General features: G+C 68.0%; 18 protein-coding genes and 1 tRNA gene. 10 read left to right on the top strand and 9 right to left on the bottom strand.

Going from position 1 to position 15,243, the window contains the following annotated elements; all coding sequences use genetic code 11:
- Nucleotides 1–56: 56 nt before the first annotated feature.
- The 3 genes from QSK05_RS08040 to QSK05_RS08030 form a co-directional block, all read right to left on the bottom strand.
- Nucleotides 57–590 (bottom strand): 2'-5' RNA ligase family protein, encoded by a 534-nt coding sequence (locus tag QSK05_RS08040; RefSeq protein ID WP_285595542.1) that lies wholly within the window; start codon nt 588–590, stop codon nt 57–59.
- Between the two features lie 29 nt (nt 591–619).
- A complete protein-coding gene (locus tag QSK05_RS08035; protein ID WP_285595540.1) occupies nt 620–1,318 on the bottom strand; it encodes a DUF3632 domain-containing protein in 699 nt (232 codons plus the stop codon).
- A 174-nt stretch (nt 1,319–1,492) separates the two neighbouring features.
- Nucleotides 1,493–2,269 (bottom strand): DeoR/GlpR family DNA-binding transcription regulator, encoded by a 777-nt coding sequence (locus QSK05_RS08030; RefSeq protein ID WP_285595538.1) that lies wholly within the window; start codon nt 2,267–2,269, stop codon nt 1,493–1,495.
- Between QSK05_RS08030 and QSK05_RS08025 the strand changes: the two genes are divergently transcribed.
- Nucleotides 2,259–2,687: a carbohydrate ABC transporter permease gene (locus tag QSK05_RS08025; protein WP_285595537.1), complete on the top strand. Its 429-nt coding sequence runs from the start codon at nt 2,259–2,261 to the stop codon at nt 2,685–2,687. The two genes, QSK05_RS08030 and QSK05_RS08025, sit on opposite strands and share 11 nt — an antisense overlap.
- A complete protein-coding gene (locus tag QSK05_RS08020; RefSeq protein ID WP_285595535.1) occupies nt 2,684–2,830 on the top strand; it encodes a hypothetical protein in 147 nt (48 codons plus the stop codon). Before QSK05_RS08025 ends, QSK05_RS08020 begins: the two co-directional genes overlap by 4 nt.
- Before the next feature lie 24 nt (nt 2,831–2,854).
- Here the strand turns inward: QSK05_RS08020 and QSK05_RS08015 are convergent, their stop codons facing one another.
- Nucleotides 2,855–3,136 (bottom strand): Lrp/AsnC family transcriptional regulator, encoded by a 282-nt coding sequence (locus tag QSK05_RS08015; protein ID WP_285595533.1) that lies wholly within the window; start codon nt 3,134–3,136, stop codon nt 2,855–2,857.
- Nucleotides 3,137–3,299: 163 nt separating this feature from the next.
- Here QSK05_RS08015 and QSK05_RS08010 point away from each other — a divergent pair, with 163 nt between their 5' ends.
- Nucleotides 3,300–4,148, top strand: a complete 849-nt coding sequence (locus QSK05_RS08010; protein WP_285595530.1) for an SAM-dependent methyltransferase — start codon at nt 3,300–3,302, stop codon at nt 4,146–4,148.
- 21 nt (nt 4,149–4,169) lie between these two features.
- On the opposite strand, the gene QSK05_RS08005 is transcribed toward QSK05_RS08010, so the two are convergent.
- A complete protein-coding gene (locus QSK05_RS08005) occupies nt 4,170–4,766 on the bottom strand; it encodes an ATP-binding protein (protein WP_285595528.1) in 597 nt (198 codons plus the stop codon).
- A 327-nt stretch (nt 4,767–5,093) separates the two neighbouring features.
- Between QSK05_RS08005 and QSK05_RS08000 the strand changes: the two genes are divergently transcribed.
- Nucleotides 5,094–5,951: a Sco1979 family transcriptional regulator gene (locus QSK05_RS08000; protein WP_285595526.1), complete on the top strand. Its 858-nt coding sequence runs from the start codon at nt 5,094–5,096 to the stop codon at nt 5,949–5,951.
- A 226-nt stretch (nt 5,952–6,177) separates the two neighbouring features.
- The gene (locus tag QSK05_RS07995; RefSeq protein WP_352300436.1) at nt 6,178–6,411 is read left to right on the top strand and encodes a DUF397 domain-containing protein; all 234 of its coding nucleotides are present in this window, start codon (nt 6,178–6,180) and stop codon (nt 6,409–6,411) included.
- A 23-nt stretch (nt 6,412–6,434) separates the two neighbouring features.
- Here QSK05_RS07995 and QSK05_RS07990 read toward each other — a convergent pair whose 3' ends face one another.
- Nucleotides 6,435–7,592, bottom strand: coding sequence for a PrsW family intramembrane metalloprotease (locus tag QSK05_RS07990; RefSeq protein WP_285595522.1), 1,158 nt, complete (start codon nt 7,590–7,592; stop codon nt 6,435–6,437).
- 78 nt (nt 7,593–7,670) lie between these two features.
- Between QSK05_RS07990 and orn the strand changes: the two genes are divergently transcribed.
- Both orn and QSK05_RS07980 read left to right on the top strand, forming a co-directional pair.
- Nucleotides 7,671–8,297, top strand: a complete 627-nt coding sequence (orn, locus tag QSK05_RS07985) for an oligoribonuclease (RefSeq protein WP_285595520.1) — start codon at nt 7,671–7,673, stop codon at nt 8,295–8,297.
- Between the two features lie 162 nt (nt 8,298–8,459).
- Nucleotides 8,460–8,532 (top strand) — tRNA-Lys (locus QSK05_RS07980).
- 102 nt (nt 8,533–8,634) lie between these two features.
- Here the strand turns inward: QSK05_RS07980 and QSK05_RS07975 are convergent.
- The gene (locus QSK05_RS07975) at nt 8,635–9,126 is read right to left on the bottom strand and encodes a metallophosphoesterase family protein (protein ID WP_352300694.1); all 492 of its coding nucleotides are present in this window, start codon (nt 9,124–9,126) and stop codon (nt 8,635–8,637) included.
- Nucleotides 9,127–9,228: 102 nt separating this feature from the next.
- Between QSK05_RS07975 and QSK05_RS07970 the strand changes: the two genes are divergently transcribed.
- Together QSK05_RS07970 and QSK05_RS07965 are read left to right on the top strand one after the other, a co-directional pair.
- Nucleotides 9,229–10,086: a UbiA family prenyltransferase gene (locus QSK05_RS07970; RefSeq protein WP_285595516.1), complete on the top strand. Its 858-nt coding sequence runs from the start codon at nt 9,229–9,231 to the stop codon at nt 10,084–10,086.
- A 50-nt stretch (nt 10,087–10,136) separates the two neighbouring features.
- Nucleotides 10,137–11,966: a hypothetical protein gene (locus QSK05_RS07965; RefSeq protein WP_285595514.1), complete on the top strand. Its 1,830-nt coding sequence runs from the start codon at nt 10,137–10,139 to the stop codon at nt 11,964–11,966.
- Nucleotides 11,967–12,010: 44 nt separating this feature from the next.
- Here QSK05_RS07965 and QSK05_RS07960 read toward each other — a convergent pair whose 3' ends face one another.
- Together QSK05_RS07960 and QSK05_RS07955 are read right to left on the bottom strand one after the other, a co-directional pair.
- The gene (locus QSK05_RS07960) at nt 12,011–13,048 is read right to left on the bottom strand and encodes a hypothetical protein (protein ID WP_285595512.1); all 1,038 of its coding nucleotides are present in this window, start codon (nt 13,046–13,048) and stop codon (nt 12,011–12,013) included.
- Nucleotides 13,045–14,109 carry a sigma-70 family RNA polymerase sigma factor gene (locus QSK05_RS07955; RefSeq protein WP_285595510.1) on the bottom strand — a complete coding sequence of 355 codons (1,065 nt, stop codon included), beginning with the start codon at nt 14,107–14,109 and terminating at the stop codon, nt 13,045–13,047. The genes QSK05_RS07960 and QSK05_RS07955 overlap by 4 nt, the downstream gene beginning before the upstream one ends.
- Before the next feature lie 270 nt (nt 14,110–14,379).
- On the opposite strand from QSK05_RS07955, the gene QSK05_RS07950 reads away from it, so the two are divergent.
- Entirely contained in the window at nt 14,380–15,042 is a 663-nt protein-coding gene (locus QSK05_RS07950) for a pyridoxamine 5'-phosphate oxidase family protein (protein WP_285595508.1), read from the top strand.
- Nucleotides 15,043–15,243: the final 201 nt, after the last annotated feature.

Raw genomic sequence — 15,243 nt, 5'->3', positions numbered from 1 at the left:
TCATCGTGCCTGCGGTGCCCGTTCTCAACAGCTGGCGGGCAGACTGCCCGGACGGGTCAGTTGTGGTTGCCCAGAGTGAACACGTCGAGGGTGCGCCACGAGTTCGGAGCGTCCGACCCGGCGATCAGGTGCACAGCCGAGACCGAGGCGGTCAACGGGAGCCGGCTCGTCACCTCGACGGCTGCTTCCTGGAGCACGTCGACCGGGTGACCATGGCCCAGCGTCAGGTGGGGATGGTCGCCGTCGTGCTCACCGCCGTAGGGAGGCGTCTGCGGGAAGTGACCCCACGCCGCCGCCGTGAGCTGCCGGAAGGCGATGTCCGGGTACGGAGCCAGCCAGGTCACCGCGTCCCCGAACCAGCGCACCTCGGTAAAGGTGACCTCGAAAGGAGAGTGCCCGGCGAACAGGTCACGCAACGTGGTGCGCGCCTCGTCGTCGATGGCCGACGGCGGCAGGAACGGGAAGAGCACGGTCACATGGGCGGGAACGCCCTTGGCCGCGTTCACGTCCAGCTTCGCGCGGAACGGGCCCACCACCGGCTCCACCTCGGGGACGGGCACGATCAGGGCGGACTGTTCCGGAACTGGCATGTGACCAGTATCGACGACGACGCGCCGGTCTACCTCTGGGTACTGCCCTCACGGATACGCCGCTGCCAGTAGCTGAGCCGCGTGGCGCTGAACCCGGACTGGCTGAAGCCCTCTTTCAGCAGCAGCTTTCCCGGTGCCGAGGCCGGGTCGTCCGATCCGTCGAACTGCCGGTCGGCCTCGGACCACTGTTTGAGCTGTGCGGTGAGGTACTTGAACCACTCCGCGGCCGCCATCAGCTCGATCGTGGAGACCTGGGTGGTCTCCTCGAGGCTGGAACGGATGGTCCACAGCCCGAGCAGGCCGAAGTCGATGCCCGCCACGGTCAGCCGGGCGGCGAAACCGTTGACGTTGCGCCAGGTGTAGTCCGATGTCTCCGGCGGGGCGGCCCAGTTCCAGGCCTCCCGCATCTGGGAGTTCAGCAGCGGCAGATCGGTCCACAGGGTCTGCCCCCAGATCACCTGGGGCTTGGCCGGGTCCGGCCTGACCCCGCGGTCGCGCAGGGCGACGACGAGATCGACCAGGCGCGTCTGGTCTTCGGGCGCTCGCAGGGACGCCTGACGGATCACCTCGCCCCACGCCGTCCAGAGCCGGTCCTGTGAGTCGGCGCCCTTCTCGACCGGGGTGGCGAAGGCGTGCACCGTCCCGGCCAGGTCAGGGCTCGCCGTTGTCAGGTACGACCGCAGAAGGGCGCGGTAGTACCCGCTCAGTGGAGGCTGGACGGTGCTCATCGATCAGATCATCGCAGCCCCGGAGGGGTACTTCGATCCCGAATGCCCCTTCCGGACCCGGTTGTCGCCCAGTGAGATCGAAGCGTTACAGACCCCTGGACCATCGTTGTCCACGGAGAGCGACGGACGATGAACGGTCCGCTGCGAAGTCGGTGTCCGGCTGTTCCGGTGCCCTCAGACGGCGATGATCCTCGCCCCGGTCGCCGCCGGCGTGGCCAGCTGCTCGGCGTCCGCGCCGGTATCGGTCACCACATCGCTGACGTCGGACAGCGGGCTGATGCGGGCGAAGGTGACCTTGCCCAGTTGGGAGGAGTCGGCGATCACGACACTGCGCCGGGAGCGGCGCAGGAAGGCCAGATCGGTCTGGGCCTCCATCTCGTCGTAGGTGGTGCAGCCCTCGTCGGGTGTGAGGCCGTCGACGCCGATGAAAGCGATGTCGAGGTGGTAGTCGGACAGCATCGTCTCGGCGGCCGGCCCAACGAGTTCCTGCGAGGAACGCAGGATTCCGCCGATCACGACGACGCGGAGCCCGGAGTTACCGGCCAGCTTGCCGGCGATGTCGATGGCATTGGTGACGATCGTGACCCCGCGTCGCCGGGCCAGGTGGCGGGCGACCTCGAGGGCGGTCGATCCGCCGGTCAGCCCGACCACAGCCCCGTCGTGGACCAGCCCGGCCGCGGCCTCACCGATCCGCCGTTTCTCCGCCTGGAAGCGGGAAGCCTTGATGCGCGAGGGCAGTTCGTCGCCGACGTCGTTCGACATGGCTCCACCGCGGGTGCGTACCAGCATCCGGTTCTCGGCCAGTGACTGCAGATCACGGCGCACGGTGGCGCCGGAGACCCCGAGGCTCGCGGTCAGTTCGGTGACATCGACGTTCCCGTCGGCCCGCACCCGGTCGAGAATCGCGCTCAGTCGGTCCGCTCGTCGCACGCTGACCGTCGTGCTGGCCACCCTGGCCGCGTACGCCTTCGCCCGCATGACGTTTCCCGGCCGGAACCTGTTGTTCTATACGGTCCTGGCCACGATGGCGTTGCCCTCCTACGCCACTCTGATCCCGATCTACCGGATCATGAGCCAGTTCTCGCTGGTGAACACCTACACGGGCATCGTGTTCGTGTACGTCTCGGGGTTTCTGCCGCTGGCCACCTGGGTGCTGCACAACTACTTCACCGGCATGCCGGTGAGCCTGGAGGAGGCCGCGACCGTGGACGGGGCGAGCCGACTGCAGGTGGTCCGGCACATCGTGCTGCCGATGGCCCGGCCCGGCATCATCTCCACCGCGCTGATCACGTTCCTGTCGCCTGGGCCCAGTTCCTCTTGCCACTGGTGCTGTCCAGCGATCTGTCCACGCAACCACTCACCGTCGTGATCGCCGGCCTGCAGGGGCGGCACACCGTGCCGGTGACCCTGGTCGACGAGGCCGGGGTGCTGGCCATCATCGTCCCGGTCACGCCGGCCCTGACGTTCAACCGCTACATCGTCAACGGTTTGCTGGCCGGTAGCGCCCGGTGAGGGGCCTCGTCCCCAATGACCGATCTAGTGGTCGAAACCCGAGGTGAGAGCGTCGTCCACGGCATCGGGGGAGTAGGTGCGGAACGCCAGGTAGGTACGCGTCGACGTCACACCCTCCACCTTTCCCAGGTGATCGGCGATGACGTCGGCGAGGTCGTCCTGCTGCTCGACGCGCACGACGGCGACCAGGTCGACGTCACCGGTCACCGAGTACACCTCCCGCACCCCCTCGATACCCGCGACCTCCGTCGCGACCTCGGGAATCCGGTCGGGCCTGGCCTGCAACATCACGAACGCGGTGATCACCTGCCCAGGGTAGTACCGGGGCACTCCCTGTGCTCACCGGCCTTCCTCCCGGTCGAAGTGAGGCTTTAGATGCCATAGACGGGGGTTTCCACCATTCAGACCGAAGTGTTCCCACGCATAGGGTGAACGGGACCTGGTGCATCGAGTCTGGAGTACGCCGACGATGACGACCCAGCCGCACGAGCCACCGGCCGAGCAGATCGCTGTCGACTGGTCGTGGACCGCGTCCGAGCAGGAGTGGATCCCGCCGGAGATCGACATCGCCAAGCCCAGCGCCGCGCGGATGTACGACTACGCGCTCGGTGGCAAGGACAACTTCGCGATCGACCGGCAGGCCGTGCACGAGGTCGGCCGGGTCATCCCCGATCTGCAGGCCTGCGCCCAGGCCAACCGCGGCTTCCTGATCCGTGCCGTCAACGCGCTGGCCGAGCTCGGGGTCGAGCAGTTCATCGATCTGGGCTCGGGCATCCCCACCTCTCCGAATGTGCACGAGGTGGCTCAGCAGATGCGGCCCGGCGCGAAGGTGGTGTACGTCGACAACGACCCGATCGTCATGACGTACAACCGCGCTCTGCGCGCACCCCGCCCCGGTGTTCTCGCGCTCGACCATGACCTGCGCCAGCCTCACGGGATCCTCGACGACCCGCGTCTGAAGGCCCATCTCGACCAGGATCGGCCCGTCGGGCTGCTGTTCATCGCCGTGCTGCACTTCGTGCGGCGCGAGATGGCCATCAAGGTGGTCGAGCAGTACCGCCGTCTGCTGCCGGCCGGTAGTTACCTGGCGATCTCCGCGATCTGCTCCGAGGGCATGGAGCCGGCTTCGGTCGAACTGCTGGAGAAGGTCTACGACAGCTCACCCACGCCGCTCGTCGTGCGGTCACGGTCTCAGGTGGAACAGCTCTTCGACGGCACCGAGCTGATCGAGCCCGGGCTGGTCGACGTCACGCAATGGAGAAACGACGGGAACTTCCTTCCCATCCGTATCCTCAGCGGGGTCGGCAAGATCGTCTGACGGTGCCGCCGGCCTGACTGCTCAGGCCGCGCCCTGGATCCGGATCTGAGGGATGGGCTTCTCGACGGCGACCTTCGGGAACATGGCCCACACCGATTTCCCGGGGGCCCGCTGCCCGTCCTGTTCGTCGAGCAGGGTCCAGCCCCAGCAGAGGCTCAGGGACTCGATGAGCTGCAGGCCCCGGCCTCCACCGGCGAACGGGTCGCGAGGGCGGCGTACGGGCGGCGTGGGGCTCGGGTCGGTCACCGAGAGCACGAGGTGGGTGCCGCTGCTCACCAGGCTGATCCGGACGGCGTCCGCGCGGCGGCGCTGGAGTTCGTCGGGGTCGCCGACCCGGCCGACCGCGTCGCGCACGCCGTGCTCGATGGCGTTGGCGACGAGTTCGGTGGCGGCCAGCGCGATGTCGTCAGCGACGGACTCGGCGCCCAGGTGGGTCAGGCCGCGCCGGACCATGGCCCGGCCCTGGGGAACGGCGTGAAGGGTCACAGGAAGGATGCAGGTGGCAGACCCGGCCTCGAGGACGAGGTCGATCTCGGCAGCACCCTGCTTGATGTTCTTGGCAGTGCTCTGCTTCGCGGACGGCGCGACGTCCGCGGACTGCGGCTGTGCAATCACCACGACAGGCCCCATACCTCGTTCCCGACCCCGGGGATCCTCGGTCTTTCGCCGGACCGGTTCTCCCTGGGCCACGCGTTGTGCCGGTGCAAACGCTACCGCCAAATGCACGTGCATCTCGAGAGTATCTGATTGGTTCGTGCGGATGCACGTGCATCAGGGGTAAATGTGTGCGCAGTCCGAAATTGACTGAAAGCGGCTTCCGCTAGGACTTGAGGTCGCCGAGATGGCACACTGGCACGAGGTCGCGGCACTGCGGCGGGTTGAACACGAAGAGCCACGCTCATGGGCGATCGGATCCTCTTTGACTTCAGGTGAGGTGCACACACTGTGACGACGCCGGGTGGACCGACGGTCCGGCGCATTCTGGTGGGCGCCCAGCTACGACGTCTGCGAGAGTCGAAAGATCTGACCCGTGAGGCCGCGGCCTATCGCATTCGCGCGTCCGAATCCAAGATTAGCCGCCTTGAGCTCGGCCGCGTCGGATTCAAGGACCGCGACATCGTCGACCTGCTGGAGTTCTACGGGGTCGAGGACGAGGTCCAGCGCGAGATGCTGGTGGCTCTCGCCCGTGAGGCGAATGCCCCGGGCTGGTGGCACAGCTACGACGACGTCCTGCCCAACTGGTTCGAGACGTTCGTCGGCCTCGAAGAGGCCGCCAGCATGATCCGTAGCTACGAGATTCAGTTTCTGCCGGGCCTTCTCCAGACCGAGGCCTATGCCCGGGCGATGGTCAGTTCCGGCGCGCCCAATGCCACGGTGGCAGAGGTCGAGCGCCGGGTGAACTTCCGCGTGAAACGCCAGGCGATCCTGCACCGCAACAGCCCGTCACACTTCTGGACCGTGGTCGACGAGGCCGCCCTGCACCGTCCGGTGGGTGGGGCGAAGGTGATGCGCGAGCAGGTGGAGCACCTCCTCGACATGATGACGTTGCCGAACGTGACGTTGCAGGTCATGCCGTTCCGTTACGGCGGGCATGTGGTGGACGGCGGTGCCTTCACCATCCTGCGGTTCCCCGAGCCGGAACTGCCCGACACGGTTTATGTCGAGCACCTGACCAGTGCTCATTACCTCGACAAGCCGGACCATGTGGAGCGGTACACGCAGAACATGGACCGGCTCACCGTGGACAGTCTCCCGCCGGACATGACCCGCCGGACGCTGCAGAAGCTGCTCGCCGACGCCTGAGGGCGCCTTTGGGGTGATAACACCCTTGCGTGCACAACCATCGATAACTGGGCGTTGCTGACTGGCCACACAGTGTGCAAAACGGGCTGGCCAGTGGCCCGACCTGCCCGTATAGTCCTGAACTGCCCGGCTGCTCGCGCAAATGCACGTGCAGAATGAACGTGCAGAAGGACATGCCAGCGTCCGAGCCTGAGCACCGTCGTCTGCCCAGCACTTGGAGGTCGAGATGTCGCACTTTCACAACGGGATGCCGGCTGACTTGATCAGCGCGGAGTGGAAGAAGTCAGCCCGCAGCGGTTCTCAGGGCAACTGCGTCGAAATGGCGGCGCTGCAGGATGGGCAGGTGGCCGTGCGCAACTCACGGTTCCCGCAGGGGCCTGCCCTGGTCTACACGCACGCGGAGATCGAGGCGCTGATCCTGGGCGCCAAGGACGGCGACTTCGACCATCTCCTGGGGTGATGCAGGGGTGATCCAGAAGTGACTCAGGGGGCGGGCGGTCCGGGGTGGGGCCGCGGCAGGAAGCGGTCCCGCAGTGCCGACAGCGTGGCGAGGACGGCGTACTCCGTGTTCGCGGCGTCCGGCGCGGCTGTTCCCCGGGCCATCCGCTCACGCAGGAAGGCCAGTTCGCTGCCCATCTCCTGAAAGTCGCGCATGGCGCGGCGGGCGCTGGTCCCGCCGGTACGCATGGCCCAGTCGCGGGCCTCGCGGCGGGCCGGCAGGGACGCCAGCATGGCCACCTCGGCCTGGGTCAGCCAGCCCGTCTGACCGTAGATGTCGAGGTGCTGGGCGACCAGCTTGCCCTCCCGGCGGCGGGCCAGCAGGGCCAGCGAGATGAAGGCGATGAACACGGGTAGCTGCAGGACCGCGTAGGCCGCGGCGAACCCGGCCAGGCCGGACGAGGCGGACCAGTTCCAGACCCCGTGCAACAGGACGGCGACCAGGTACCCGGCGATCGGGGCGAAGACCTTCACCAGCGGATTCTTCGCGCGCACGGCGACCCCGACGCCCACCCCGATAGCGGCGGTGAAGAGCGGATGCGCGAACGGGGAGACCACGCAGCGCAGCAGGAACACGAAGAGGGTGCCGCCGCCGGTTCCGTCGTCGGCCAGCGTGCGTCCCAGATAGAGCACGTTCTCCACGTAGGCGAACCCGATGCCTGACATGCCCGCGTAGACGATCCCGTCCACCACCCCGTCGAACTCCCGGCGGCGCATCAGCAGGATGAGCACCACGGCCAGGCCCTTGAACGCCTCCTCGACGAAGGGTGCCACGAACACAGCGGCGTGTGTCATGTCGCCGCCGGCGTTGCGGATGGCGACCAGCGAGGCGGTGTTGATCACCAGGGCGCCGAAGGTCGACACGCCCGCGCCCCAGGCGAACGCCAGGGCCAGCAGGGACGGGGGTTCGGCCTCGTAACGGTCCAGCCAGAGGAAGGTGGCGATGACCGGGAACACCGGCACGGCTGCCAGCACCGATCCGGTGACGGCGCCGAGTATGCCGATCTCCTGCGTGATGGCCAGGAGGCTGAGCAAGCCGGTGGAGATCAGCACCACGATCACGGCGACCCAGAGAAGCGTCGTGAAGATGCTCGGACGCCGCTGGTGCAGCGCGGGGGTGCCGGTGGGGAAGGGCGTGCTCACCCGGTCGAGATTAGCGGCGCGGGGTACCCGGCGGTTCAACAGGAGCCGATGAACGTCTCGGAGCGTAGAGTACCGGCCGTGACATCGGAGAACAGCGAACGTTCGCAGGACCGCATCGTGTGGATCGACTGCGAGATGACCGGCCTCGATCTGGGGAAGGACGCCCTCATCGAGGTGGCTGCGCTAGTCACCGATTCCCAGCTCAACGTGCTCGGCGAGGGTGTTGACGTCGTCATCAGGCCGCCCGACGGCGTGGTGGACACCATGGTGGACGTGGTCCGCACCATGCACACCACCTCGGGCCTGCTCACCGAGCTGGACGGTGGTGTGACGCTTCAGGAGGCCCAGAAGCTCGTACTGGATTACATCAAGGCGTGGGTGCCGGATCCGCGCAAGGCGCCCCTGGCCGGGAACTCGGTCGGCACCGACCGCGCCTTCCTGCTGCGCGACATGCCGGAGATCGACGCGCACCTGCACTACCGCATCGTGGACGTCTCCTCGATCAAGGAGCTCGCCCGCCGTTGGTACCCCCGGGTGTACTTCGCCTCCCCGTCCAAGAACGGTGGCCACCGCGCCCTCGCCGACATCCGGGAGAGCATCGAGGAGCTGAAGTACTACCGCGAGGTGCTCTTCGTGCCCCAGCCCGGCCCTGACAGTGAGACGGCCCGGGCCGCCGCGAAGAAGTACGTTCTCCCGCCCTCCTGACCCCCTTCACCCGCCCGCGTGACGGTTCCGGTGCTCTGAGCAGGCCTGGACGCGTCTGTGCCGCCCGTCACGCGGTGGGGAGCGGATACCAATTTCGTAGTTGGGCCGGGGAACTGGTAATGTTTTCAACGCAGCGAGGGGCCGCAAGGCGCCGAGCAGCGAGGGTCATTAGCTCAATTGGCAGAGCAGCTGACTCTTAATCAGCGGGTTCGGGGTTCAAGTCCCTGATGGCCCACCCTCGGCGAAGGCCAGGTCTACGGACCTGGCCTTTCGTGTGTTTGGAGCCAGCAGATGCTGGGCGGTTGCCGCGGTGAGGGCAGGGCTCAGGCGCTGGGCCCTAGATCCGGTGCAGCACCACGTCGTGAAGGGCGCCGTTCTCGGCCACTGCCGTGAGGTAGGTGTGGTCGGGCTGCTTGCGGCGGTCGGTGGGGGAGCCGGGGTTCAGCAGGCGCAGGCCGCCCGGAGTGAGGGTGTCCCAGGGGATATGGCTGTGCCCGAAGATCAGCAGGTCGGTGTCGGGGTAGGCCTTGTCGCAGCGCTTCTCCCGACCGTCGGAGGCCCCCGTCTCGTGCGTCATCGCGATCCGGAGGCCTTCCAGCTCCAGCCGGGCCACCTCCGGCAGGCGCCGGCGCAGACCCGGCCCGTCGTTGTTGCCCCACACCCCGACCACGCGTTTCGCGCGGCGCTCCAGCTTGTCCAGCAATGACTCCAGCACCCAGTCACCGGCGTGGAACACCACATCGGCCTCCGCCACGCCGTCCCAGACCTGCGCGGGCAGGTCCTGCCCACGTTTGGGTAGGTGGGTGTCGGACATGATCAGCAGCTTCACGGGCACATCTCGACAGTACGGCAGGCGCCTGGATCGGATTGAATCGGACGTCAGGATAGACGCGGGTGGACGCGGGTGGTGGTCCGAACGGCTGGAGGAACGATGCGAACGTGGGGACGCGCGGCGCGAGGACTGCTCGCGGCGTGCCATCCGTTGCCGTCCGCGGCCGTCACCGTATTCGCTACGGCGTATGCGATCGCCGTTCAGAACGGTCTTTCGGTGGACGGTTTCGGGCGGGCGGTGTCGGTCGGGGTGGCGATCCTGGCCGGGCAGCTGTGCGTGGGCTGGTCCAACGACGCGTTCGACGCCTCACGGGACGAGGTCGCGCAGCGCACCGACAAGCCGATCAGCGCCGGGCTGATCGACGCGAGAGTGGTTGCTGCGAGTGCCTGTTGCGCCGCCGCAGCCGCGGTTCTGCTGTCCTGGCGGCTCGGGAACGACGCCGCTCTCTGTCATCTCGTCGCTGTCCTCAGCGCGGTCGGCTACAACGCCGGGCTGAAAAGTGCACCGATCAGCCCGCTTCCCTATCTGGTCTCGTTCGGTCTTCTCCCGGCCATCGCCTCGCTGGCCGTACTCGGGCAGTGGCCACCGGCGTCCACCATGGGTGCTGCCGCTCTGCTCGGAGCCGGCGCGCACTTCGCGAACACGGTGGGCGACAGCGCAGCGGACGCGATCACCGGGGTGAGAGGGCTGCCCCAGCGCATCGGGCCCGACCGCTCGCTGAGCGTGATGGCGGTGCTGATCGCGCTGGCGGCGGCGTGTCTGTTGTTCGGGGTGCTCGGATCGGACGGTATCGGGGTGCTGCGGAAGGTTTTCGCGGTCCTGTTGCTGGCGGCGGGGGTGACTCTCGGGATCACCGGGGCGATCGGGCGCGTCGGGGCGAGCGGCGGACGAGCGGCGTTCCGGCTGACGCTGATCGCCGTGGCACTCGTGGTGGCCGGGTTCCTCGTGACGGCCTGATCTTCAGACGGTCCCCGGTTCTGCCGATCGGTGAGAAAGGGGGATGCAGCGTGGGAGTTCAGACGATCACCGGTCCCAGGCGGGCCGAGGAACTGGCCGAGGAGCTCAACCGGCCCGGACGGCTGCGACCCACGGTCGTGGTCACGATGGCGCGGGGGGCGGAGCGGCCCTACATCGACGCCGGACGGCTGGCCCGTGAACTGGACGGGCTGGCCGACGTCTACCTGATCTGCGACCCGGCGGCGTCCTGGGCGTTCTCCCGCGGCATGCCCGAGATGACCCAGGTGTACGGCGGTGCCGGGCGGGTCTATCCGACCGGGCTGGAGTGGGTGCGGGACCTGCGCCGGTCACGGTTGCGGTTCGCCTACTCGGAGGCGGAGGGGACAGCCACCACCGAGCGTCTGCTGGACGACGGGCTGAGGGCCGCTGATGCGGCCGGCCTGCTGAGGGCCCGTACGGCGGCCCCGGGTCGGGGTCCGGCACCGGAGGTGAAGGGAACCGTCAGCGGTTGCCCGAATCCGTCCCAGGCGATGGTCATGCTGGAGGGCGGCGGATACGCGACGATCCAGGTCGGCCTGCTGTGCGCCGGGGTGGCGTCGGACCGGTTGTTCGAGCGGGGCATGCAGGTGCACGGGATCTACGACGACCGGTCCCGGCGGCTGGACGTCTCCGGGATGCGGATGCCCCCGGGCGAGCGGATGGCCGAGGTCGTCGACGGGGAAGTACTTCTCGGACGGGTCGAGTCGGTGGGTGAGTCGGTGTGCGAGATCGCTCTGCTGCCCGGTTTCCCGAGCTTCCTGTCCCGGGCCCGGGTGACGGGCGACCTGACCGACGATCTGCGGGACCTGATGTCGGTGGGGGAGGTGGTGCCGGTGCGGGTCTGCGCCGGTGGCACCGCACTGAGCATGGTGGACGTCGATGATGACGTTCCGGTGCGGTCCCTCGCGGTACTGCCGGGCGGGCCTGGGTGGCTCGCGCCGATGGAATCGCCGGCTGTCTCCGGTCGTCCGGAGGGTCCTGATCCGTCAGGGCCGGTCGTGGTGCCGTTGCCCGCCCCCGTTCCGAACGTGCGGGTGCCCGGTCTCAGCTATCTCGAGAAGGGCGATGCCGGAACCCGGGACGACGTCGAGCAACTGCACGAGGGCTCAACAGTCAGGGAACTTCCCCGGCCGACCCCCTCGATGCTGGCCGGCCGGGCCGCGCAGGTGCTGGAACGCCCGGCGAAGAAGACCGCTCTGCGGAGTGCGCTGCTGGCGGTGGAGGAGGAACGTTCCGCCAAACGTCTGGCTCTGGTCGAGAAGGCCCGGCTGGAGGAGGAACTGCGCTCGTCAACCCTGGAGATGCAGCATCTGGAGGCCGAACTGGCCCGGCGGATCGGGCTGCTGGAGGCCCGGGACCGTGAGCTGGAACGCCTACGGCGCCGCAACCGCAGGGGAGCCCAGCGCGATCACCGCGAGATGCTCTCGTCGGAAGACCTTTTCACCGATCCTGAAGACCGTTTCCGGTTCGACGTGACGGTGTGCTGGGCGCGGCGGATCCCGGCGGGGGAGAAGACGGGGCGTCCGTTGTCGGCCTATCGTCTCGGCTCGCGATTCCTGGCCTCGATCGAGGGGACTCCCGGTGTCGACCGCGACAAGGTCGTGGATGTGACGGTGGAGGTGCTCACCGGGCTGGCCGGGACGTCGGCCGGCCGGCAGATGCACGCTCTACGCACCGGGCTCGGAGGCAACGACCAGCCGGTGCGGCGCGATGACGGTGCTACCTGTTTCCGGGTGTCCCTGCAGCGGAACACCCCGCAGGCCCGCAGACTGCACTTCTGGAAGTGGGCGGAGGAGATCGAGTTCTCCCGGGTCGTACTGCACGACGACTATGAGCCCTGAGAGGTTCGATCGTTTGATCCCATCGAAAGACCTGGTTCGCTCATTCAGGACGGTTCATGACGATCGAGTGCCGCCTGCGCCCGCTCCAGCGCTTTGCCGGCGTCTTTGAGCCGGCGCTCCTGACGTTTCACCTCGCGCCCGACCTGGGACGTGCGGCGATCACCGGCGTCGAGCCGGCGACGCACCGCCACCACTTCGGCCTGTAGCTCGTCGAGCCTGGCCTGCAGGTCGGCCTGTTCCGACGTGAGCTCGGCGAGCTCCTGTTCCTTCTGCTGCATCTCCGCCTCGGCCTCGGCGACCTCGGCCCGGGTGGTCGCGACCAGTCCCTCGGCCCGGGCGCGACGGGCGGTCTGTTGCTCGACCCGTTGCTCGACGTGGCCTCGAGGTTCTTTCCGAGCGGCTGGGCGCTGGTCCGGGGAGGTGCTCTTCCGGTCACCTCCGCCAGAATCATGTTCTGGATCGCGCAGTTTCGTGTCACTGCGTCTCATGCCGCCGGGTCGACCGGCCGCCTCCTTCGTGCCTCCGGTGTCACTGTCTCGCGCCCGGTACGGCAGTACCACGCTGAGTGGAGTGGCCGTGGCCTCGGTGATGTCGACCTCGCCGAAACCTGCGTATGTGAGCGCGCGGGTGAGTCGGCCGGACATCACGGCCCTTGCGGCCTGCTCATCGGCCACCGCGGCACCGAGGGTGTCTTCCAGTTCTCGGCGAACGGCCACGCTGACCTTCTGCCCGGCCCCGCCGGCCACGTGTTCGGCGTGACGGACCAGCGCGGCGATGAGCTGGTGTCGTTCCTTCGTGAGCTCACGCATGCGAGGCGCGTCGAGGGCGGCCTGGGCCGCACGGAGTTCCCGGCCCAGGTGGTCGAGACGCTCCATGTCGTCACCGGAGCCCTGTTCACCCCGAGCCAGCTGATTGACCAGCCAGGCCGAGGTGGTGGGCCGGCGGAGCCCACCGATCGACTTCGCGGCGACGGTGTCACCGTTCGTGCGGGCAGCGGCAGCCAGACGCGTGCGCTCGGCGGTGAACAGGCCCGGCTCGACCGCGTAGAGCTGGTGCGTGGCCTCCTCGGGCGAGAGACTCACCCCAGACGGTCCGGCAGGCCGAAATAGGGGAACAAGGTAGGCGTGTCCAGGAAGAAGGTCATGTCGGTGATGCGGCCGTCGACGACCTGCAGCACCTGCAGGCTCCATGGTTTCCAGCCGCCATCGGGCGCGACCCGGTACTGGGCGAACGCCGGCATCCCGTTGGCCGAGGTGGCCACGAGCCGGGAGCCCCGGCACTCGTAACCGGGCCCGGTCATCCAGGCGGTGATCTCCTGCGTGCCGCTCAGCCAAAGGTTCAGCGGCGGCATCGACATGGTCGCGTCTTCGTGCAGCAGGGCCACCAGGCCCTCCATGTCGTAGTTCTCGAAGACCTGGAGATAACGCTGCAGCAGATCGGCGGCCTCACCGTCGGTGGTGCCGGCCGAGCTGGTGGAAAGAGAACCCGCCCTGGCTCCGGCCGTCGCCTTCGCGATCGCCTCGTCCGGCGTGGTGCCGTCGGTGGCGAGCGTGGCCCGGGCCCGTTGCAGGGCGCTGTTCACCGAAGCAACGGACGTGTCGAGCAACTCGGCCACCTCGGCGGCTCTCCACTGCAGCACCTCGCGCAGGATCAGCACCACCCGCTGGCGCGGCGGCAGGTTCTGCAGGAGGGCGATGAAGGCCAGCTGCACGGTCTCGCGTTGCACCGCGGCCTCGGCCGGGTCGGCTGTGCCGGTGAGCACCCGGCCGTCCGGGATCGGCTGGATCCAGGTGGCTTCGCCGAGCGGCTCGCCGATCACCACCTCCGCCGTCTTCTGCGAGGGGCCCAGATCCATCGGGAGAGCACGGCGCTCGCGGCTCTTCAGCATGTCGAGGCAGACGTTGGTGGTGATGCGGTACATCCACGAACGCAGAGCCGAACGGCCCTCGAACCGATCGAGCCCGCGCCAGCCCCGGATCATGGCCTCCTGCACGGCATCTTCGGACTCGAAGCCCGATCCGAGCATGCGGTAGGCGTAGGCCGTGAGCTCGGTGCGGAACTGCTCCAGTTCGTCTGCCTGGTGCTCCTCGCCGACCCGATCATCGATCTCGAGAGCGTCCTTGACGGTCCTGACCTCGCTCATGCCGGCGTTCCCCTCCCAGACAACGGCCACTTCGTCGATCTGCCCGCAAGCGTAGGGGCGGCCACCGACAAACTTCCGGTCTTCGCCCCGACCATGGGAAGCCGCGCGTCTCCTCGTCCATCATTCTGGGGGAACCACCTACCCGACGGACACTGCCCCGCAGACGAAACCCCATTGCCAGTCGCGTTCCTTACCGGGCAGGGTTTCCGGGAGGGGCGCAGGTGCCCAACCGGCCCGGCGGTCCGTTCCCGGGACCACGGGAGGTATCACATGCAGATCGAGCCACCGGCCGAGCTGGCGGGTATGACCGAGGTGACCAGCGTCGACGCGCTGCGTGAGGTGGTCGGCACACCGATCCAGCGGGTGGCGGACAAGGTGATGACCCGTTTGGAGCAGCCACACCGGGAGTGGCTGGCCGCGTCCCCGTTCCTCCTGCTGGCCACGTCCGCGGCCGACGGGTCGTGCGACGTCTCGCCGAAGGGCGACCCCGCCGGCTTCGTCCAGGTCATCGACGACACCACGGTCGTCATGCCCGAACGGGCGGGTAACCGCCGCGTCGACGGCTACCTGAACATCCTGAGCAATCCTCGGGCCGGGCTGCTGTTCATGATCCCCGGCCGGACGGACACGCTCCGGATCAACGGGCGGGCGCGCATCGTCAGTGACGCGCCCTTCTTCGACCGGATGGTGGTCAAGGGCCACCGCCCGGTGCTGGCCTTGGTGCTGTCCGTCGAAGAGGTGTTCTTCCACTGCGGCAAGGCGTTCATGCGCTCGGAGCTGTGGAATCAGGAGACCTGGAACCCCGAGCACCTGCCGTCGCGGGCGAAGATCGCCCATCAGATGGAGCGGCCGGACCAGACGCTGGCGGAGGTCGAGGCCTACTACTCGTCCTCGAACTACGCGCAGGGGCTGTACCCGGTCAACCAGGAGTGATCCCAGTTGGTCCCACCGTGTGGCAAGTGGTATAAATCACACTTGTTGCCGGTGGGGCAAAAAGCCCCATGTGACAGGATTCAGCAGGAAATCCTGTCACGGGTCCGGCGCGCAATCCGATGGACCGGGGACTGCTGAAAAGCTTTGCCTCGGTCGGTCACGTTTGCTCCCGTAAAATCAAGCTGGGTCGACGATCAGCGC

Source organism: Kineosporia sp. NBRC 101731 (assembly GCF_030269305.1).
GTDB lineage: Bacteria > Actinomycetota > Actinomycetes > Actinomycetales > Kineosporiaceae > Kineosporia.
Note: the sequence above shows the minus strand (reverse complement) of the source record. Positions and strands in the feature narration are given on the sequence as shown.